This is a genomic window from Pseudomonas sp. H1_A03 (genome assembly GCF_054685145.1).
This window is the reverse complement of sequence record NZ_CP162829.1, coordinates 5,934,927-5,953,558: the sequence shown is the minus strand read 5'-3', so window position 1 is coordinate 5,953,558 and position 18,632 is coordinate 5,934,927. Positions and strand designations below refer to the sequence as shown.

The window sequence follows — 18,632 nt, the reverse complement described above, 5'->3', positions numbered from 1 at the left end:
CATGAGTCTGCAAGGTAAAGTTGCACTGGTTACCGGCGCAAGCCGTGGCATTGGCCAGGCTATCGCCCTGGAGCTGGGCCGTCAGGGCGCCATTGTGATCGGCACTGCCACGTCCGCCTCGGGCGCCGAGCGTATCGCCGCGACCCTGAAGGAAAACGGCGTGCAAGGCACCGGCCTTGAGCTGAACGTGACCAGCGATGAGTCAGTGGCCGCCGTGCTGGCCGAGATCACCGCGCAGTTTGGCGCGCCGGCGATTCTGGTAAACAACGCCGGCATCACCCGCGATAACCTGATGATGCGCATGAAAGACGACGAGTGGTACGACGTGGTCGATACCAACTTGAACAGTCTGTTTCGCCTGTCCAAGGGCGTTTTGCGTGGCATGACCAAGGCGCGTTGGGGCCGAATTATCAATATTGGCTCCGTAGTGGGTGCCATGGGCAACGCAGGCCAAGTAAACTACGCGTCCGCCAAGGCCGGTCTGGAAGGTTTCAGCCGTGCATTGGCACGTGAAGTCGGCTCGCGGTCGATTACGGTCAACTCGGTGGCTCCAGGGTTCATCGACACCGATATGACCCGCGAGTTGCCGGAAGCACAGCGTGAAGCCTTGCTGACGCAGATTCCGCTGGGCCGTCTGGGCCAGGCTCAAGAGATCGCGAATGTGGTCACTTTCCTGGCATCCGACGGTGCGGCATACGTGACTGGGGCTACAATCCCGGTGAACGGCGGGATGTACATGAGTTAAATTGTGACGGATCGCTTCAAAAAAATGTCATACGAGCTGTCTAAAATCCGTTATAAAGCTGCAACTTAATTTATAGGCGGGTGGCCGACCGGGTACTGGGTGAAGCTTTCAGTTGAAAAGCTGAAATGGCTTTCTATACACTTACCCACTGGCCAGCTGCCTGAATTTGTCCATTAGGAGTTAAACAAGGTATGAGCACCATCGAAGAGCGCGTCAAGAAAATCGTCGCCGAGCAACTGGGCGTTAAGGAAGAAGAAGTGGTCAACACTGCTTCCTTCGTAGAAGACCTGGGTGCCGATTCCCTTGACACCGTTGAGCTGGTGATGGCTCTGGAAGAGGAATTCGAGACCGAAATCCCGGACGAAGAAGCTGAAAAAATCACTACTGTTCAAGCTGCTATCGACTACGTTACTAGCCACCAGGCGTAATAGTTTGTAGTCGTCGCTTGCTTTCAGGGAAAAACCGCACTGCTGTAACGGCGTGCGGTTTTTTCTTTAGCCCTGACGAAATGTGAGCGCTGAAGCAAAAGTGTCGTCATTAGAAAAAGGAGAGTGCTGTGTCGCGTAGACGCGTCGTAGTCACCGGTATGGGTATGTTGTCGCCACTGGGCACGGATGTGCCGAGCAGTTGGCAGGGCATTCTGGCTGGCCACAGTGGTATTGGTCTGATCGAACACACGGACCTTTCTGCCTATTCCACCCGTTTTGGCGGCTCGGTCAAGGGCTTCAATGTCGAGGAATATCTCTCGGTCAAAGAATCTCGCAAACTCGACCTGTTCATTCAATACGGCCTGGCAGCCGGTTTTCAGGCAGTGCGGAACGCCGGCCTGGAAGTCACCGACGCCAACCGTGACCGCATCGGCGTGGCCATGGGTTCGGGTATTGGTGGTTTGACCAATATCGAAGAAACCAGCCGCACGTTGCACGATTCCGGGCCCCGTCGAATTTCACCGTTCTTCGTGCCGGGCTCGATCATCAACATGATTTCCGGTTTCCTGTCCATCCACTTGGGCGCACAGGGGCCTAACTACGCCATCGCTACGGCGTGCACCACCGGCACGCACTGCATCGGCATGGCGGCGCGCAACATCGCCTATGACGAAGCCGACGTGATGATCGCTGGCGGCGCCGAGATGGCGGCCTGTGGCCTTGGCATGGGCGGCTTCGGTGCGTCCCGTGCACTGTCGACCCGCAACGACGAGCCCACCCGCGCCAGTCGCCCGTGGGACAAAGGCCGTGATGGTTTCGTCCTGTCCGACGGCGCCGGTGCCCTGGTGCTGGAAGAGTTGGAACACGCCAAGGCGCGTGGCGCGACCATCTATGCCGAGCTGATCGGCTTTGGCATGAGCGGCGACGCTTACCACATGACCTCGCCACCCTCCGACGGTGCCGGCGCTGCGCGTTGCATCACAAACGCCCTTCGCGATGCGAAGGTCAACCCGGACCAGGTGCAGTACATCAATGCCCATGGCACGTCGACGCCGACTGGCGATTTGGCGGAAGCTGAAGCCATCAAGTCGGTGTTCGGCGAGCATGCCTACAAGCTGGCGGTCAGCTCCACCAAGTCCATGACCGGCCACTTGTTGGGCGCGGCGGGTGCGGTTGAAGCGATCTTCAGCGTGATGGCCATCAAGGATCAGGTCGCTCCCCCGACCATCAACCTTGATGAGCCGGACGAAGGCTGCGACCTGAACTTCGTGCCTCACGAAGCGCAGCCGATGCCGATCGACGTGGTGATCTCCAACTCGTTCGGTTTTGGTGGCACTAACGGGTCCCTGGTGTTCCGCCGGTTCGCCGAGTGATGCACAGCTGGGTCGACGGTCAGCCAGCGGATAACGTGCCCCTGAAAGATCGCGGCCTGGCGTATGGCGACGGGCTGTTCGAAACCATCGCCGTCAGGGCCGGGCAGCCGGTGCTGCTCGACCGTCACCTGCAACGCCTCGATGAGGGTTGCAGGCGCCTCGCTTTGGTTGCAGATCAGCCTTTGATCCGCAACGAAGTGCTGGCCTATGCCGCCGCCCTTGGCGACGGTGTCCTCAAGTTGATCCTTACCCGTGGCGACAGTCTGCGTGGCTATGGCATCAACCCTGGCGCGCCAGTGCGCCGTATCTTGCAGGGCAACCCGCCCGCTACTTATCCCCTCGCCCATGGAGCCGACGGCATCCGCCTGTTTCCGTGTGCCACCCGGTTGGCCGAGCAGCCACTGCTGGCCGGCCTCAAACACCTGAATCGCCTTGAGCAGGTGATCGCCCGTGCCGAATGGCAGGATGCCGAGCACGCTGAAGGTTTGATGCTGGACATGTCTGGGCGTGTCATCGAAGGCGTATTCAGCAACCTGTTCCTTGTGCGCAACGGCTTGTTACTAACCGCTGATCTGACGCGTTGCGGCGTTGCCGGCGTGATGCGCGCCGAGATTCTGGCCCAGGCTCAAGCGCTGGGCACCCCGGTGGCCGTGGCCGACATCAGCCTCGTGCAGTTGCAGCAGGCTGACGAAGTCTTTGTGTGCAACAGCGTTTATGGCATTTGGCCTGTGCGCGGGTACGCTGCGATGAGCTGGTCGGTTGGCCCGCTCACCCGTAAACTGCAGGGCATTGTTCGCGCGCTATTGGAAATTTGAGTTGATACGAAAACTGGTTGTACTGCTGCTGGTCGGTCTGTTCTCGGCGGCTTTGCTGTTGGGCTATTCGGCCTGGAAGTTCGATGCTGCCTTGAAGCAGCCTTTGAACCTGACCCAGGAGCAATTGCTCGATGTACCGGCAGGGGCGACCCCGACCGGTACCTTCAATCGCCTGGAAGCCGATGGCGTGCTCGACGGCGCGTTCTGGTTGCGCCTGTACTGGCGCTTCAACCTCGACGGCCAGCCACTGCACAGCGGCGAATACCGCATGACGCCTGGCATGACGGCGCAGGGCTTGATCGGCCTCTGGCAGCGTGGCGAAGTGGTTCAATACAGCCTGACCCTGGTCGAAGGCTGGAACTTCCGCCAGGTGCGCTCGGCCTTAGCCAAGCATGAAAAGATCGTGCAGAGCCTTTCGGGCCTCACTGACAGCGAAGTCATGGATAAACTCGGCCACCCTGGCGTGTTCCCCGAGGGGCGGTTCTTCCCCGATACCTACCGCTTCGTGCGTGGCATGACCGACGTCGAATTCCTGAAAAAAGCCTACAACCGCCTGGACGATGTACTCGCTCAGGAGTGGAGCAAGCGCGCCGCCGATGCGCCATACACTGACCCTTATCAAGCGCTGATCATGGCTTCCCTGGTGGAGAAAGAGACCGGCGTACCTGAGGAGCGTGGGCAGATCGCCGGGGTATTTGTGCGTCGCTTGAAGATCGGCATGCTGTTGCAGACCGACCCGACGGTGATCTACGGCCTGGGCGAGCGCTACAACGGCAAGTTGACCCGCGCTCATCTCAAGGAAGCCAACCCTTACAACACCTACATGATTGCCGGTCTGCCGCCGACGCCTATCGCGATGGTCGGCCGCGAGGCGATCCATGCCGCGCTGAATCCGGTGCCGGGCAGCAGCCTGTATTTCGTCGCACGGGGCGATGGCAGCCATATTTTCTCCGATGACCTGGATGCGCATAATGCCGCCGTGCGCGAGTTTCAACTCAAACGCCGCGCCGATTACCGCTCCAGTCCGGCACCGGTGGTGAAGCCTGCGGAAGACGCAACGCCACCGGCGGATGTGCCAGCTGATAAACCGGCCGAGCCTGCGCCGGACACCACTGCGCCGCCAAGCCCGCAATAATTCTGACTAAGGACTGCCTGTGACTGGCTTGTTTATTACCCTGGAAGGCCCCGAGGGCGCCGGCAAAAGCACTAACCGCGATTACCTGGCCGAGTGCTTGCGCACCCAAGGCATCGAGGTGGTGTTGACCCGTGAGCCCGGCGGCACGCCGTTGGCCGAGCGCATCCGTGAGGTGCTGCTCGCTCCGGGTGAAGAGCAGATGAACCCGGACACCGAGCTGCTGCTAGTGTTCGCCGCGCGCGCCCAGCACTTGGCCGAGGTGATTCGCCCGGCTCTGGCGCGCGGTGCCGTAGTGATCTGCGACCGGTTTACCGATTCCACCTATGCCTACCAGGGTGGCGGTCGGGGCTTGTGCCTGGAGCGCATCGCCACTCTGGAAACCTTCGTCCAAGGCGAGCTGCGCCCTGACCTGACCCTGGTGTTCGACCTGCCGGTGGAAGTGGGCTTGGCCCGCGCCAGTGCCCGTGGTCGCCTGGACCGTTTTGAGCTGGAAGGCCAGGCCTTCTTCGACGCGGTCCGTACTGCGTTCCTCAAACGTGCTGCGGCCGAGCCTACGCGTTATTACCTGCTGGACGCGGCCCAACCGCTGGCCCAGGTGCAGCAAGCCATCGACGCGCTGTTGCCAACACTGCTGGAGCGCGCCCGTGGCTGAAGCCTATCCGTGGCAGGCCAGCCTGTGGCAACAATTGGCCGGCCGTGCTCACCACGCCCATGCCTACCTGTTGCATGGGCCGGTAGGTATCGGTAAGCGAGACTTGGCCGAGCGACTCATGGCCAGGCTGCTGTGCCAGCGCCCGGTCGACCTGGAAGCCTGTGGCGAGTGCAAATCCTGCCTGTTGCTCAAGGCCGGCAGCCATCCCGACAACTACGTGCTGGAGCCCGAGGAAGCCGACAAGGCGATCAAGGTCGACCAAGTCCGTGACCTCGTCAGCTTCGTAGTACAAACCGCGCAGATGGGCGGGCGCAAGGTGGTGTTGATCGAGCCGGTGGAGGCGATGAACGTCAACGCCGCCAACGCCTTGCTCAAGAGCCTGGAAGAGCCATCTGGCGATACCGTGTTGTTGCTGGTCAGCCACCAGTCGAGCCGTTTGCTGCCGACCATCCGCAGCCGCTGCGTGCAGCAGGCGTGCCCGCTGCCGAGCGAGGCCCTGAGTCTTGAGTGGCTGGCGCAGGCGTTGCCGCAGTGCAGTCAGGAAGAACGGGGCGAGTTGCTGACACTGGCAGCGGGCTCGCCATTGGCCGCGGTGAAGCTGCAAGCCCAAGGCGTGCGTGAGCAACGTGCACTGGTGGTGGAGGGCGTAAAGAAACTGATCAAGCAGGAAGTGTCCGCCACCCAGTTGGCTGAAACCGCCTGGAAGGACGTTCCCCTGCTATTGCTGTTCGATTGGTTCTGCGATTGGTCGAGCCTGATCTTGCGCTACCAGCTGACCCAGGATGAAAACGGCCTGGGCCTGCCGGACATGCGCAAAGTGGTGCAGTACCTGGCGCAAAAAAGTGCTCAGGACAAAGTGCTGACGATCCAGGACTGGATCCTCGCCCAGCGTCAGAAGGTGCTCGGCAAAGCCAACCTCAACCGTGTGCTGTTGCTTGAAGCGCTGCTGGTGCAGTGGGTCGGTTTGCTTGGCCGGCGTTAATTTCCCTGGCTGACGGGTATCGTTGGTCAAACACTTTCAGTGACTTAACTCTTATGCTCGTAGATTCCCATTGCCACCTTGATCGCCTTGACCTTGCCCAGCACGGCGGCTCTCTTGACGCCGCGCTCGAAGCGGCACGCCAGCGCGGAGTAGGGCACTTCCTGTGCATCGGCGTCAGCGCTGAAAATGCTGCCGACGTCAAAGCCCTGGCTGATCGGTATGCCGATGTGGATTGTTCGGTGGGGATCCATCCGCTGGACCTCAAGCCCGGCGAAGCCCCGGCCCTCGACTGGCTGCTGGGCGAGCTCAATCACCCGCGCGTTGTGGCCATCGGTGAAACCGGCCTGGATTATCACTACGAGCCCGAAGCCGCCGAGTTGCAGCAAGCCTCCTTCCGTTTGCACCTGCAGGCTGCCCAACAGACCGGTAAACCAGTGATCGTCCACACCCGTGGCGCCCGTGCCGACACCCTGGCCCTGCTGCGCGAAGCCGCGCTGCCCCAGGCTGGCGTGTTGCACTGTTTTACCGAAGACTGGGACATGGCCAAGGCGGCCCTGGACCTCGGGTTCTACATTTCCCTGTCGGGCATCGTTACCTTCCGCAATGCTGACGCCCTGCGCGACGTCGCGCGCCAAGTCCCGGCCGATCGCCTGCTGGTGGAAACCGACTCGCCTTACCTGGCGCCCATCCCACATCGCGGCAAGCCAAACCTGCCGGAGTATGTGCGCGATGTGGCGGATTACCTGGCGATGCTGCGCGGCGAATCCTACGAGCGCTTTGCCGAACAGACCACCGAGAACTTCAAGCGCCTGTTCCCGCTGGCTCACGTGGCCGGCTCACTACAGCATTGTGTAGATAACTAAATCGCAGGCAAAAAAAACCCGGGTTCTGGGGGGGTGAATCCGGGCTAAGACCATTAGGAGTAAAACAAGGGCACGCGGTCCGTTGGTACCCAGGTCGACGCGTCACTTGGGGGAGATGTCACGCCGACAGTTCAAGTATTGATCAGTATCCGATTCAGTCCAGTCGCGACTGGTCGTTTTTTAAACAGATTTGGAATACGCGCGCTTCGCTTGAGTTCTCATCAAGCAGGTGTACAGGGGCAGTTGTTGCGTATTATTTCTGACTGAAATCAATGCAAACGTTGGTGCGCTGAAAGTAAAGTGCATTACGGGTTCACATAGACATTGCCCAACGACCGTTCAGTCGGGATAATCCCTCGCACTGGGTAAATCGTATCGCCACGTATCCGTGGCCCTGCGCAACCCTCCCTATTTCGACCTCTGCAGACCTCTTTCTCATGCACAAAGAACCCCGTAAGGTCCGTGAGTTTCGCCGCCGTGAGCAGGAAATTCTCGACACCGCATTGAAGTTGTTCCTCGAACAGGGTGAAGACAGCGTCACCGTCGAGATGATTGCGGATGCCGTGGGTATCGGCAAAGGCACGATCTACAAGCACTTCAAGTCCAAGGCCGAGATTTACCTGCGCCTGATGCTCGACTACGAGCGTGATTTGAACGAGCTGTTGCACTCGGCCGATGTGGACAAGGACAAGGAAGCGCTGTCCCGCGCCTACTTCGAGTTCCGCATGCGCGATCCGCAGCGCTACCGCCTGTTCGACCGTCTGGAAGAGAAGGTGGTCAAGGGCCATCAAGTGCCGGAAATGGTCGAGGAGTTGCACAAGATCCGCGCCTCGAACTTCGAGCGCCTGACGCTGCTGATCAAGGGTCGCATCAGCGAAGGCAAGCTGGAAGACGTGCCGCCGTATTTCCACTATTGCGCCGCCTGGGCCTTGGTACACGGTGCTGTCGCGCTGTATCACTCGCCGTTCTGGAGCAATGTGCTGGAAGATCAGGAAGGTTTTTTCCAGTTCCTGATGGATATCGGCGTGCGCATGGGCAACAAGCGCAAGCACAGCGCCGAGCAGCCACCGGCTGAAACGCCCGCCACGTAATGATTTGCTGCCACGCGCAGTACCCCAGGAATATACTCAGGCATGGACTCTTGCTAAAAGCTGATTTATCAGTCAGCTTTTAGCGCGCCCGAATCATCCTCTGCCGGAGTGATCCATGATCGTTGATCGTCAAGGCAGGCGTTTTCGCAATTTGCGGATCAGCCTGACCTCAGCCTGCAATTACGCGTGTACCTACTGCGTGCCTAACGGCAAGCGGCTGGTGGCTGCCCAGGACGAACTCTCGGCCGAGGCGATGGCGCGCGGCGTGGCTTATCTTATTGAGGCGGCCGGCATCGACCGCCTGCGCATTACCGGCGGAGAGCCGCTGGTCAGCCCCAAGCTGGAAGCCTTCATGGGCGCAGTGGGGCAGATGGGCCTCAGTGACATCAGTTTGACGACCAACGGCCAACTGCTGGCGCGCAAACTGCCGTTGCTGGTGGAGGCCGGGATCAAGCGCATCAATGTCTCCCTCGACACCCTGGATGCGGACGCCTTCCGCAGCATCGCCCGTGGCGGTGACTTGGCCACCGTGCTCGATGGCATGGACCAGGCCCGCGCTGCCGGGATCAAGATCAAGGTCAACATGGTGCCGTTGCGCGGCCAGAACCTCGACCAAGTGATGCCGCTGCTCGATTACTGCCTGGAGCGCGGCTACGAGTTGCGCTTTATCGAGCTGATGCGCATGGGCCACCTGGCCAAGGACTCCAACGCGTTCCTGCAGCAATTTGTCAGCTTGCAGCAACTGCTGAGCCTGATCGGCGAATGGTATGAATACCTGCAAGCCAATGCCCCCGTGGACGCCACCGCCGTACGCTACGAAGTACCGGGCAAGGGTTTCTTTGGCGTGATTGCCAACGAGAGTGTGCCGTTCTGCCGTACCTGTTCACGGCTGCGGTTGTCGTCCACGGGCTGGTTGCATGGCTGCCTGTCGTCGAGCAACCGTCACTATGTCGGCGACCTGCTGGACAAGCCGCGCCATCAAGCGCTGCCTGCGCTGCAAGGTCTGTTGATGAAGGCGTTGGGGGATAAACAGGAAGTGGCGTTCTCCGGCGGTGCCACCATCATGAAGATTATTGGCGGCTGATCAATTTCAATCCGGCATACCGCCACTGTGGGAGCTGGCTTGCCTGCGATAGGGGAATGTCAGTCACCCAATCAGGCCACTGACAGACCGCCATCGCAGGCAAGCCAGCTCCCACATTTGCTATGTGTTGTCGTCAAGCTGGCGCAGAATCTGCATCTCACGCCCATTCGCCGGTTTTCCGTCACCGGCTTCTGGAGGATTAGGATGCGTAGTCTGGTTTTGTTGCTGGCGTCGTTGACGCTGAGTGGTTGCATGACCGTCAGCGATATGGCCGAAGGCACCCGCTATCAGATGAGCGATGCCGGCTTGCTCGACCACAGTGACACCCGTCGCACGGCCTCGATTCGTGTGCAGCCGGACTCCTTCATCTTTATCGCCCAGGGTGCCTTTGTGCCGCCGGGCAGTGCCTACCCGCGTCCTAACGTGGTGGCAGAGGAAGCCTTCAACGGCTTCGTCGAATACTTCCCCATGGTCCGCCGCGCCCGCCAACCGGAAGGTTTGGAGCAGGCAATGTCCGAAGCCCGTGCAGCCGGCGCTCACTACCTGTTGTACTGCCGATTTGCGGCAGCGGATGACCGTATCGGCAATGCCGACGAGTGGGCTGATCAGCAGGCCCTTGATCGTGTTGGCCTGGACAACGGTGTCATCCAGATCATGTTGATCGAGACCAGCACCCAGTATTTGATTGATACTGCACGTATTCGCAGTCGTGGCGGTTTACTGACGTTCCACGACAATAAGCCAGAAGACTTGATTGCCCGCCCCCTGGCGCAGTACGCCCGCGGCCTGCTTGGGATGAGTGATCAATAAGCACCAGGAGAAGCCCATGACCGATTCCGCCAAGGCCAACGATCTGTTGGCCCAACTGCCCAAAGGCAAGGGACCGGCGCCGGTGCATCTGTGGAACCCGGATTTCTGCGGCAACATCGACATGCGCATCGCCCGCGACGGCACCTGGTTCTATCAGGGTACGCCGATCGGGCGTAAGCCGATGGTCAAGCTGTTCTCCAACATCATCCGCCGCGATGGCGATGATTACTTCCTGATCACTCCCGTGGAAAAAGTCGGCATCACCGTCGACGATGCGCCGTTTGTCGCCGTGACCCTGGAAGTCGAAGGGCAGGGCGAAAGCCAGGTATTGCGTTTTACCACCAACGTGGATGAGCAGGTCGAAGCCGGTCTTGAACATCCGTTGCGCGTGGTGATCGATCCGCTCACCCAGGAGCCCGCGCCCTACATTCGGGTGCGCACCAACCTTGAAGCCTTGGTGCATCGAAACGCGTTCTACCAATTGGTGGAGCTGGCGGTGAGCCGTCCGATCAACGGTCAGAACTGGCTTGGTGTCTGGAGCGCTGGGGAGTTTTTCCGTATTGGGCTGGAACCTTAGGGCCCGTTTTTTCACGTTCCTGAAATAATTCGCTTGCTGTAAATAACCGGTTTCGGTTATCAATTTGTACATGATTAGACATGTTCGATTTGATAAGAAAAAACGCGTCGTCGACGAGCTAATCCGCCGTATCGAGGGCGGAGTGATGGTCGACGGTTTTCTGTTGCCGGGTGAGCACCAATTGGCCGAGGAGTTTGCGGTCAGTCGCGGCACCCTGCGCGAAGCCCTGGCTGAACTCAAACGGCGCAATTACATCGCGACCCAGAGCGGCGTCGGTTCCATCGTCACCTTTGACGGCATGGTGCTCGACCAACATAGCGGTTGGGCCCAAGCCCTGGCCGACACCGGCGCGCGGGTGAGCACCGATATCCTGCGCCTGGAAGCGGTGACTCGCCCGGACCTGTTCAACCGTTTCGGCAGTGACCAATTCATCGCCCTCGACCGGCGCCGCCGCACTACCGACGGCACCGCCGTGTCCCTGGAGCGCTCGCTGATGCCAGCCTCCGGAGGCCTGGAGAGCCTGCCTGACGTGGGCCTGATCGATGATTCCCTGACCATCACCCTGGCAGCCTACGGGTATGTCGGGGCCGAAGGTGACCAGTGGATCGGTGCCGAGCCCCTCAGCGATGCAGACGCCGAGTTGCTTGGTCGCCCTGCAGGCATGGTGTTTCTCAAGGCGTCGCGCACGACCTACGATCGTCGTGAGCGCTTCATGGAGTACGTCGAAAGCTGGCTCGATCCTCTGCACTTTCGTCTGCACCTGCAGTTTGGACATTCGAAATGACCCCGCACACTCGCGCCCTCGGCGCCTTCTACGGCCTGGCCTTGGGCGATGCCCTGGGCATGCCCACCCAATCCTTGAGCCGCGAACAAGTCCGGGCGCGCTTCGGTGCTATCACCGGCCTGGAAGATGCCGATGCCGACCAGCCCATCGCGCCAAACATGCCCGCCGGCTCCATCACCGATGACACCGAGCAGGCGATCCTGGTGGGCGAATTGCTGGTGGAAGGCCAGGGCACGATTGAACCCACCGTGCTCGCCCAGCGCCTGATCGACTGGGAGGCAGTCATGCGTGCCAAGGGCTCGCAGGATTTACTCGGCCCATCGACCAAGCGCGCGATCGACATGATCCTCGCCGGCCACACGCCGGAAGAGTCCGGGCGCTATGGCACCACCAACGGCGCCGCGATGCGCATCACGCCGGTGGGGATCGCCGCGGATGTCAGCGACCCGGCGCACTTCATCCAGGCGGTGATCCAGGCCTGCCAGGTCACCCATAACACCACCCTGGGTATCTCCAGTGCAGCGGCGGTAGCGGCGGTGGTGTCGGCTGGCATTAACGGCGTGGATTTGGGTGAGGCACTCAATATCGGTATGCAAATCGCCCAACAAGCCGAAAACCATGGCCACTGGATTGCCGGCGGACGTATTTCCACGCGCATCAGTTGGGCGCGGACGTTGAGCGTCGACAGCGGTGACAAGGTCCTGTTCGCCGACCTGCTGTATGAGTTGATTGGCACCTCCGTGGCCTCACAGGAGTCGGTGGTGGTGTCCTTTGCTTTGGCCCAGCAAGTGGCGGTGGGCGAGATGAATGCCTTCGAGGCCCTGTGCCTGGCCGCCAGCCTTGGCGGCGACACCGACACCATCGCCGCGATTCTGGGTGCCATGTTGGGCGCATGCCTGGGCATGCAGTGCTGGCCTGAGGCAATGATCGATCAGGTCAAGCAGGTCAACGGCCTGGATTTGCAGCCGTTGGTTCAAGGGCTGCTCACATTGCGCTGAACACCGCAGAGCAAAAAATGTGGGCGCTGGCTTGCCTGCGATGACGGTGTGCCAGCCATTGATGCACTAACGGGTTGACCGCTATCGCAGGCAAGCCAGCTCCCACACTGATTGCGTTGAGTCAGGATGACCGGCTTAGAGATTGGATTCTTTGCCACAATTACAACAATACAGGCACCAGGAGCGTCCCTCATGAGCAGCACCTCTTCCGGCCAGAGCGCTGGGCAATTGGAAACACGTGGTATCGAACCGGTCCCGGAAAGCGAGTGTAACGGGCACCCGCTGCAACTGTTCTGGGTGTGGTTTGCGGCCAACATCAGCATTCTTGGCTTACCGCTTGGCGCGACGCTGGTGGCGTTTCGCGGCCTGGCGATCTGGCAGGCAATCATCGTGGCGATCCTCGGCGCTGCCGGTTCCTTTGCCGTGGTAGGCATCATCTCCATCGCCGGTCGGCGTGGCCGCGCGCCCAGCTTGACGCTGTCCCGCGCCATCTTTGGCGTGCGCGGCAATATCGGCCCAACGCTGGTGTCGCTGATGTCACGCCTGGGCTGGGAAACCGTCAACACCACCACAGCGGCCTTTGTGCTGCTGTCGTTGAGTTCGATCCTGTTCGGTTCTGCGGTGGAAGCGAAAAGCGCACCGGTACTCACCCTGATATTCATCGCGATCTTCGTGCTGCTGACCCTGGCCGTATCCGGCCTCGGACACGCCACCCTGCTGGTGATCCAGAAGTGGGCCACCTACGTGTTCGGCGCCTTGAACATTCTGGTCGGCGGCTTCCTTTGCGCCACTATCGATTGGAGCGCAGTGTTCAATGCCACGCCGGCACCGCTCAGCGCGATGATCATTGGCGTCGGCACCATGGCCGCGGGCACCGGTATCGGCTGGGCCAATGCCGGCGCCGACATGTCGCGCTACCAGCACCGCAGTGTAAAAGCTGCGCGCCTGGTGGCATCTGCCGCGTTTGGTGCGGGCATCCCGCTGGTGTTGCTGATCACCCTCGGCGGCCTGCTGTCGGTGGGCAATAACGACTTGGCGTCGGCCACTGACCCGATCATCGCGATCCGCGACATGCTGCCGACCTGGATGGCGGTCCCGTACCTGATCACGGCGTTCGGCGGGCTGCTGCTCTCCAACAACCTGTCGGTGTATTCGGCAGGCCTCACCACCTTGACCCTCGGTTTGAAGGTCAAGCGTGTGCACGCGGTGATCGTCGACATCGTGGCAATCTTCGCCGGTTCGATTTACTTCATGCTGATCGCCGACAGTTTCTATGGCCCATTTATCACGTTCATCTCGTTGCTGGCGGTGCCGATTACGGCCTGGGTCGGTATTTTCGTGGTCGACCTGATCCACCGTCACTACTACAGCCCCACGGACTTGCTGGACGTGAGCCCAAGCAGCGCCTATTGGTATCGCGGCGGTGTGGAGTGGCGCGCATTCGGCGCCTGGGCCCTCGCGATTGTGTTGGGCTTCAGCTTCACCACCATTGGCACCACCGCCGAAAACACCTGGTTCGCCGGGCCGTTGTCCGACTCGTGGCTGGGCCATAACGGCTTGGGCTGGATCGTCACCTTCCTGGTGGCCGGCGGGATTTATGCGCTACTGGGCGGCGCGGCTGACCGTCGCCCGGCTTTGGTAGAGAGCCCCAATGTCTAGATTGCTGCACACCGGCCAAGTCATCGTCGACCTGGTCATGGCCCTCGATACCTTGCCCGCATCCGGCGGCGACGTGCTGGCAAAATCGGCCAGCTTCGAAACCGGCGGGGGCTTCAATGTGATGGCCGCGGCCAAGCGCAATGGGCTGTCGGTGATCTATCTGGGGCGCCACGGCAACGGGCGCTTTGGCGACCTGGCCCGCGCAGCGATGCTGGCCGAAGGTGTGGAAATCGCCCAGGCGCCCAGCACGGATAAAGACACGGGGCTATGCGTTTCGCTGACCGAGGCCAGCACCGAGCGCACGTTCATTTCCCATATCGGCGCGGAAGGTGATTTGAGCGCCGAGGATTTGGCGGGCGTGGTGCCCCAATCGGACGATTACGTTTATGTCAGCGGTTACAGCCTGTTGCTGGAAGGCAAGGCCCAGGTGTTGGTCGACTGGCTGCTGGCGCTGCCCCGTCACATCACCGTCGTGTTCGACCCGGGCCCGCTGGTCAAGGCACCCGATTCTGCTCTGATGGTGGCCCTGCTGCCGCGTATCGATATCTGGACCAGCAATGGCCCGGAGGCGCTGGCGTTTACGGGGACGGGTACGTTGGCGGATGCACTGGGCGACTTGAGGCACCATCTGCCCGAGACCGCATTGTTGGTGGTGCGTGATGGACCGAATGGTTGCTGGGTCAGCCGACAAGGCCAGGCCGACCATGTGTCGGGCTTCAAGGTGAAGGCGCTGGACAGCAATGGCGCGGGGGATGCCCATGCGGGGGTGTTTATCGCGGGGTTGGCGAACGGTCTTACACCCGCTGAAGCGGCGCAGCGGGCGAATGCGGCAGCGGCGCTGGCGGTGACACGCTGGGGACCAGCAACCTCACCTGGCACCGCTGAGGTCAATGCCCTGCTCACTGAATAAACCCAATCAAAATTGTAGGAGTCGGGCAAGCCCGGCTCCCACAGTGTTTTGCGGTGTGCCCTACATTACTGGGCGGTCTGACTTTCCAGCTTCCGCGCCTCATCCACCCCTGACGCCGTCAGCTTGATCGGCAGATTCAACGAATACTCCCCGGCATCATCGGTGGTCACATGCCCATCCTTGATAAGCCCGCGATCCTGCAGAAATGCCAAGGCACTGGCGACCACTTTTTCTCCGCGGTAGTTATCCAGCACTTCCTTGCCCAACCCTTGAGGGTGAGCGTGCAGCAGGCGGGTGAGGACTTCTTTTTCAAGGTCTTTATCGACGTTCATGCATACCTCTTCACTGGGAAATGATCGGGTGTCTGTAGAGCGATTCGCTGTTTATGGCGCAGGTTGTTTCGGCGCGCCTGGCAGGTTCGAATCATCACCTTTATTGATCTTCGGCTCATTCACGGATGGGCCCATTTTGCCGTTGCCGACGGCGGCAGGCGCCTGGCGTTCGGCGTCGTGGCCTTTGGTGTGCGGGTCAGCGCCATTGGTATTGTCGATGACCGCGCCGCCATTGGTATCCAGGCCAGTGCCCATGGATTTCTGCGACTCGCTGGTCGCGTCAGGCGTGGTGGTGCCGGTCGACGATGTGGCGGCAAAACTGCTCAGGGACACTGCCGACAGCAGGCTGGTGAGCGCGAGGGCAGCAAACGTGGAATTCTTCATGAGGGTGTCTCCATATGATTAATGTCCTTACCCTCTATTGGTCAGTGGACGTTTCCTGATCGTGCCTTGATGGCGACGAACGGTATCAAGTGACCTGTAAGATTTTGTGTGACGAGACTCGACGCCAGGCCAATCGCGCGACGCTGATTAACCAATTGCAGGTGGCCACCCCCAGCACGCTCATCATCAGCGCCGACAAGCCGTAGTCGACGATGAGCTTGCCCGCCAACCACGGAAACCCGAAGACTCCGACAAAATATGCCAGGCTGAACAGCAGCAACGCCTGGGACGTCATGCCGGATGGCGCCTCATGGGCCACCAGCCCGTTGATCACGGAATATGTCAGTCCGTACCCGACCCCCAACAACGCCGCTGCCAGCAAATAGCTGAGGTTTCCGCTCACGCCAAAGGCAAACAGCGCGATCGACCCGAGCATGATCCCGGATAACACGCAGGCCGCCCGGTAGGCATCACGCTTGACCACAAAGCCGGCGATCAACAGGCGACTGGTGATTGCCGCACTCAGGAAACCCGCGAAGAACAGCGAATAATCCAGCCCATGGGCGGCGGCGTAGCTGGTCTGGAACGATGAAAGCCCGCCAAATACGCAACCCCCCAGGCCGACCATCAGGATGGCGAACACCGCTTTGGAAGACAGCACTCGACGGCTGGCACCCCAGGAAATCTTTGCCGTGGGGACGTGGGTGTGATGCTTGAGCTGTGCGCCCATGCGCCAGAACATCACGACACCTGCCAGGCTGGCCAACCCGGCGATATAGAATGCGGTTGTCAGTGGCAGCTCCAGCGCGCTGGCGGCGCGCCCGAGCAGAGGGCCCGCGCCGATGCCGCTCAACATGCTGCCCGACAGCAGCGCAAAGTACTTGGCTCGATGGTGAGGCTCCACCAGCAACGTCACGATGATCGGTCCCAACGTGTAGAACACACCCCAGCCCAGCCCCAGTGACAGCCCAAAAAGCATCAAGCCTTGACCAAACCCCGGCACCAGCGCAAAACCCAGGCAGGCCACCACCAGCAATATGCCCGTCCCCGCAATCGCACGCGCCGCACCCAACGCATCCGCCAAATGCCCGGAAAGCACCACCGCCACGAAGGTACTGAGCATTGCCGTAGAGATCACGCTACCGGCATCGTGCTCATTGCCGCCGCGTGAATGAATCAACAGCGACAGCAAAAACGTCGAGCCGTAGGACAGCGACAGCAGGAAACTGGCAAGGCAGAACAGCGCGAAGGTTTTCGCGCTCACCGAGGGCATCGCAGGCATGGGCACGTCTCGAATCGTGGAAGTGTGCCGTCTGTTTACCATGTCTGCCTGCGCGGATTGTTCTGTGGTTGATGGTGCTCGCATTGCTCCACAGCGGAGTAAAGCGCCCCGGCCCCAGTGAAAATGCACTGCAATCAGTCATGAAAGCGCCTTAGTATGTGTGCTTTGAAATTGCCAAGGCTCGCCCATGACCATCGAGATTCGCCCCGCCGTGCCCAGCGATGCTGCGCAGATCCTGACGTTCATCACTGAATTGGCTGAGTACGAAAAAGCCCGGCATGAAGTGATCGCCAGCGTGGTGGACATTGAGCGCAGCCTGTTCAGCGAGGGCGCCACCGCCCACGGCCTGATCTGCTCACGCGATGGCGTGCCGATTGGGTTCGCGGTGTTTTTCTTCAGCTATTCCACGTGGTTGGGCAGCAACTGCCTGTACCTGGAAGACCTCTACATCAACCCGGAGCAACGCGGCGGCGGGGCGGGCAAGAAGCTGCTGCGCCATTTGGCGAAGATTGCTTTTGATAACGGTTGCGGGCGCTTTGAGTGGAGCGTGCTGGACTGGAACGAGCCGGCGATTGCCTTCTACAAATCCATCGGCGCGCAGCCGCAGGAAGAGTGGGTGCGCTATCGCATGGAAGGCGATGCACTACGAGACTTCGCCCTCGGCTAGCACCCTTCTGTAAACACTGAAGATCAAAATGTGGGAGCGGGGCTTGCTCGCGAATGCAGTGGATCAGTCGACATTTTTGGTGACTGACACATCGCATTCGCGAGCAAGCCCGCTCCCACATTATTTTTGTGTCGCTCTCACTATATGGGATGCAAATTTATATATTGAGATATTTCAAATGATAGGTTTATAGTCGGCTGCATCAGCACTCACTACCAAAAATAAAACAGGTGAAGCGATGCAGGCACAACCGTTGTCACTCCCCGCCGTGCCCGAGCCCACCTATGGCGAGCGGCTCAAAGGCAAAGTGGTGATCATCACTGGCGCCGCCCAAGGCATTGGCGAGGCCATCGTCGCGTGTTTCCAGGCTCAGCAGGCGCGCCTGGTCATCGCCGATATCCAGGGTGAGAAAGTCGAGCAAGTCGCCGCCCACTGGCGCGAACGCGGGGCTGACATCTATGCGCAAGCCGTCGACATTACGTCTAAAGATCAATGGCAGGCGCTGGTCAATCTGACCCTTGAGCGCTTCGGCCGCGTGGATGTGCTGGTCAACTGCGCCGGGGTCAATGTGTTCCGCGACCCGCTGGAAATGACCGACGAAGACTGGCGCCGTTGCTTCGCCATCGACCTCGACGGCGCCTGGTACGGCTGCCGCTCGGTGTTGCCGCACATGATCGAGCAGGGCATCGGCAACATCATCAACATTGCCTCCACCCATTCCAGCCACATCATTCCCGGCTGTTTTCCCTACCCCGTGGCCAAACACGGCCTGCTCGGCCTTACGCGGGCCCTCGGCATCGAGTACGCGCCCAGGGGCATTCGTGTGAATGCCATCGCGCCGGGCTATATCGAAACCCAGCTCAACGTCGACTACTGGAACGGCTTCGCCGACCCCCACGCCGAGCGCCAGCGCGCCTTCGACCTGCACCCGCCCAAGCGCATCGGCCAGCCGATCGAGGTGGCGATGACTGCATTGTTCCTGGCGACCGACGAGGCGCCCTTTATCAATGCCACCTGCCTGATGATCGATGGCGGGCGGTCTGTGATGTACCACGACTAAA

General features: G+C 60.5%; 21 protein-coding genes. 18 read left to right on the top strand and 3 right to left on the bottom strand.

Translation table 11 applies throughout. The annotated features are described in order from the left end of the window. The first annotated feature begins 1 nt into the window (after nucleotide 1). The 16 genes from fabG (at nucleotide 2) to AB4O35_RS27435 (ending at nucleotide 14,906) form a co-directional block, all read left to right on the top strand. Nucleotides 2–745, top strand: a complete 744-nt coding sequence (fabG, locus tag AB4O35_RS27510; RefSeq protein ID WP_034108356.1) for a 3-oxoacyl-ACP reductase FabG — start codon at nucleotides 2–4, stop codon at nucleotides 743–745. Between the two features lie 191 nt (nucleotides 746–936). Continuing rightward, nucleotides 937–1,173: an acyl carrier protein gene (acpP, locus tag AB4O35_RS27505; RefSeq protein ID WP_003175607.1), complete on the top strand. Its 237-nt coding sequence runs from the start codon at nucleotides 937–939 to the stop codon at nucleotides 1,171–1,173. A 128-nt stretch (nucleotides 1,174–1,301) separates the two neighbouring features. Beyond that, the gene (gene fabF, locus AB4O35_RS27500) at nucleotides 1,302–2,546 is read left to right on the top strand and encodes a beta-ketoacyl-ACP synthase II (protein ID WP_034108354.1); all 1,245 of its coding nucleotides are present in this window, start codon (nucleotides 1,302–1,304) and stop codon (nucleotides 2,544–2,546) included. Further along, nucleotides 2,546–3,361 (top strand): aminodeoxychorismate lyase, encoded by an 816-nt coding sequence (gene pabC / locus AB4O35_RS27495; RefSeq protein ID WP_065889845.1) that lies wholly within the window; start codon nucleotides 2,546–2,548, stop codon nucleotides 3,359–3,361. The genes fabF and pabC overlap by 1 nt, the downstream gene beginning before the upstream one ends. Before the next feature lies 1 nt (nucleotide 3,362). Further along, complete coding sequence (mltG, locus tag AB4O35_RS27490; protein ID WP_065889843.1) at nucleotides 3,363–4,496, top strand: endolytic transglycosylase MltG; 1,134 nt, start codon at nucleotides 3,363–3,365, stop codon at nucleotides 4,494–4,496. Nucleotides 4,497–4,515: 19 nt separating this feature from the next. Beyond that, nucleotides 4,516–5,148, top strand: a complete 633-nt coding sequence (gene tmk / locus AB4O35_RS27485) for a dTMP kinase (RefSeq protein WP_065946263.1) — start codon at nucleotides 4,516–4,518, stop codon at nucleotides 5,146–5,148. Then, the gene (locus AB4O35_RS27480) at nucleotides 5,141–6,130 is read left to right on the top strand and encodes a DNA polymerase III subunit delta' (protein WP_065946262.1); all 990 of its coding nucleotides are present in this window, start codon (nucleotides 5,141–5,143) and stop codon (nucleotides 6,128–6,130) included. The genes tmk and AB4O35_RS27480 overlap by 8 nt, the downstream gene beginning before the upstream one ends. Nucleotides 6,131–6,183: 53 nt before the next feature. Continuing rightward, the gene (locus AB4O35_RS27475; protein ID WP_065881320.1) at nucleotides 6,184–6,993 is read left to right on the top strand and encodes a TatD family hydrolase; all 810 of its coding nucleotides are present in this window, start codon (nucleotides 6,184–6,186) and stop codon (nucleotides 6,991–6,993) included. 437 nt (nucleotides 6,994–7,430) lie between these two features. Then, complete coding sequence (locus tag AB4O35_RS27470) at nucleotides 7,431–8,084, top strand: TetR/AcrR family transcriptional regulator (RefSeq protein WP_010208394.1); 654 nt, start codon at nucleotides 7,431–7,433, stop codon at nucleotides 8,082–8,084. 115 nt (nucleotides 8,085–8,199) lie between these two features. After that, the gene (locus tag AB4O35_RS27465) at nucleotides 8,200–9,168 is read left to right on the top strand and encodes a GTP 3',8-cyclase MoaA (protein ID WP_065946261.1); all 969 of its coding nucleotides are present in this window, start codon (nucleotides 8,200–8,202) and stop codon (nucleotides 9,166–9,168) included. Nucleotides 9,169–9,372: 204 nt separating this feature from the next. Then, nucleotides 9,373–9,978 carry a DUF4823 domain-containing protein gene (locus AB4O35_RS27460; protein WP_065873961.1) on the top strand — a complete coding sequence of 202 codons (606 nt, stop codon included), beginning with the start codon at nucleotides 9,373–9,375 and terminating at the stop codon, nucleotides 9,976–9,978. Nucleotides 9,979–9,994: 16 nt separating this feature from the next. Further along, nucleotides 9,995–10,555 carry a DUF1285 domain-containing protein gene (locus AB4O35_RS27455; RefSeq protein WP_065873960.1) on the top strand — a complete coding sequence of 187 codons (561 nt, stop codon included), beginning with the start codon at nucleotides 9,995–9,997 and terminating at the stop codon, nucleotides 10,553–10,555. A 70-nt stretch (nucleotides 10,556–10,625) separates the two neighbouring features. Further along, nucleotides 10,626–11,339 (top strand): GntR family transcriptional regulator, encoded by a 714-nt coding sequence (locus AB4O35_RS27450; RefSeq protein WP_065946260.1) that lies wholly within the window; start codon nucleotides 10,626–10,628, stop codon nucleotides 11,337–11,339. Beyond that, nucleotides 11,336–12,337, top strand: coding sequence for an ADP-ribosylglycohydrolase family protein (locus tag AB4O35_RS27445; RefSeq protein WP_065881314.1), 1,002 nt, complete (start codon nucleotides 11,336–11,338; stop codon nucleotides 12,335–12,337). The genes AB4O35_RS27450 and AB4O35_RS27445 overlap by 4 nt, the downstream gene beginning before the upstream one ends. A 192-nt stretch (nucleotides 12,338–12,529) precedes the next feature. Further along, nucleotides 12,530–13,996, top strand: coding sequence for a purine-cytosine permease family protein (locus tag AB4O35_RS27440; protein WP_065909247.1), 1,467 nt, complete (start codon nucleotides 12,530–12,532; stop codon nucleotides 13,994–13,996). After that, nucleotides 13,989–14,906, top strand: a complete 918-nt coding sequence (locus tag AB4O35_RS27435; protein ID WP_065946259.1) for a PfkB family carbohydrate kinase — start codon at nucleotides 13,989–13,991, stop codon at nucleotides 14,904–14,906. The genes AB4O35_RS27440 and AB4O35_RS27435 overlap by 8 nt, the downstream gene beginning before the upstream one ends. 65 nt (nucleotides 14,907–14,971) lie before the next feature. On the opposite strand, the gene AB4O35_RS27430 is transcribed toward AB4O35_RS27435, so the two are convergent. The 3 genes from AB4O35_RS27430 to AB4O35_RS27420 all read right to left on the bottom strand — a co-directional run bounded on the left by AB4O35_RS27430 (nucleotide 14,972) and on the right by AB4O35_RS27420 (nucleotide 16,904). After that, nucleotides 14,972–15,238 carry a hypothetical protein gene (locus tag AB4O35_RS27430; protein ID WP_065873955.1) on the bottom strand — a complete coding sequence of 89 codons (267 nt, stop codon included), beginning with the start codon at nucleotides 15,236–15,238 and terminating at the stop codon, nucleotides 14,972–14,974. Between the two features lie 51 nt (nucleotides 15,239–15,289). After that, nucleotides 15,290–15,622, bottom strand: coding sequence for a hypothetical protein (locus AB4O35_RS27425; RefSeq protein ID WP_065946258.1), 333 nt, complete (start codon nucleotides 15,620–15,622; stop codon nucleotides 15,290–15,292). An 85-nt stretch (nucleotides 15,623–15,707) separates the two neighbouring features. Continuing rightward, nucleotides 15,708–16,904, bottom strand: coding sequence for an MFS transporter (locus AB4O35_RS27420; RefSeq protein WP_065873953.1), 1,197 nt, complete (start codon nucleotides 16,902–16,904; stop codon nucleotides 15,708–15,710). Nucleotides 16,905–17,091: 187 nt separating this feature from the next. Here AB4O35_RS27420 and AB4O35_RS27415 point away from each other — a divergent pair, with 187 nt between their 5' ends. Then, the gene (locus tag AB4O35_RS27415; RefSeq protein WP_034099874.1) at nucleotides 17,092–17,571 is read left to right on the top strand and encodes a GNAT family N-acetyltransferase; all 480 of its coding nucleotides are present in this window, start codon (nucleotides 17,092–17,094) and stop codon (nucleotides 17,569–17,571) included. 238 nt (nucleotides 17,572–17,809) lie between these two features. Next, nucleotides 17,810–18,631 carry an SDR family oxidoreductase gene (locus AB4O35_RS27410; RefSeq protein WP_065946257.1) on the top strand — a complete coding sequence of 274 codons (822 nt, stop codon included), beginning with the start codon at nucleotides 17,810–17,812 and terminating at the stop codon, nucleotides 18,629–18,631. Nucleotide 18,632: the final 1 nt, after the last annotated feature.

What these genes read in the sequence shown, in the direction of transcription:
- fabG (WP_034108356.1), top strand. Translation starts at nt 2, where the DNA reads ATGAGTCTGCAAGGTAAAGTTGCACTGGTTACCGGCGCAAGCCGTGGC.
- acpP (WP_003175607.1), top strand. Translation starts at nt 937, where the DNA reads ATGAGCACCATCGAAGAGCGCGTCAAGAAAATCGTCGCCGAGCAACTG.
- pabC (WP_065889845.1), top strand. Translation starts at nt 2,546, where the DNA reads ATGCACAGCTGGGTCGACGGTCAGCCAGCGGATAACGTGCCCCTGAAA.
- AB4O35_RS27475 (WP_065881320.1), top strand. Translation starts at nt 6,184, where the DNA reads ATGCTCGTAGATTCCCATTGCCACCTTGATCGCCTTGACCTTGCCCAG.
- AB4O35_RS27470 (WP_010208394.1), top strand. Translation starts at nt 7,431, where the DNA reads ATGCACAAAGAACCCCGTAAGGTCCGTGAGTTTCGCCGCCGTGAGCAG.
- AB4O35_RS27465 (WP_065946261.1), top strand. Translation starts at nt 8,200, where the DNA reads ATGATCGTTGATCGTCAAGGCAGGCGTTTTCGCAATTTGCGGATCAGC.
- AB4O35_RS27460 (WP_065873961.1), top strand. Translation starts at nt 9,373, where the DNA reads ATGCGTAGTCTGGTTTTGTTGCTGGCGTCGTTGACGCTGAGTGGTTGC.
- AB4O35_RS27455 (WP_065873960.1), top strand. Translation starts at nt 9,995, where the DNA reads ATGACCGATTCCGCCAAGGCCAACGATCTGTTGGCCCAACTGCCCAAA.
- AB4O35_RS27450 (WP_065946260.1), top strand. Translation starts at nt 10,626, where the DNA reads ATGATTAGACATGTTCGATTTGATAAGAAAAAACGCGTCGTCGACGAG.
- AB4O35_RS27445 (WP_065881314.1), top strand. Translation starts at nt 11,336, where the DNA reads ATGACCCCGCACACTCGCGCCCTCGGCGCCTTCTACGGCCTGGCCTTG.
- AB4O35_RS27440 (WP_065909247.1), top strand. Translation starts at nt 12,530, where the DNA reads ATGAGCAGCACCTCTTCCGGCCAGAGCGCTGGGCAATTGGAAACACGT.
- AB4O35_RS27435 (WP_065946259.1), top strand. Translation starts at nt 13,989, where the DNA reads ATGTCTAGATTGCTGCACACCGGCCAAGTCATCGTCGACCTGGTCATG.
- AB4O35_RS27430 (WP_065873955.1), bottom strand. Translation starts at nt 15,238, where the DNA reads ATGAACGTCGATAAAGACCTTGAAAAAGAAGTCCTCACCCGCCTGCTG.
- AB4O35_RS27425 (WP_065946258.1), bottom strand. Translation starts at nt 15,622, where the DNA reads ATGAAGAATTCCACGTTTGCTGCCCTCGCGCTCACCAGCCTGCTGTCG.
- AB4O35_RS27420 (WP_065873953.1), bottom strand. Translation starts at nt 16,904, where the DNA reads ATGCCTGCGATGCCCTCGGTGAGCGCGAAAACCTTCGCGCTGTTCTGC.
- AB4O35_RS27415 (WP_034099874.1), top strand. Translation starts at nt 17,092, where the DNA reads ATGACCATCGAGATTCGCCCCGCCGTGCCCAGCGATGCTGCGCAGATC.
- AB4O35_RS27410 (WP_065946257.1), top strand. Translation starts at nt 17,810, where the DNA reads ATGCAGGCACAACCGTTGTCACTCCCCGCCGTGCCCGAGCCCACCTAT.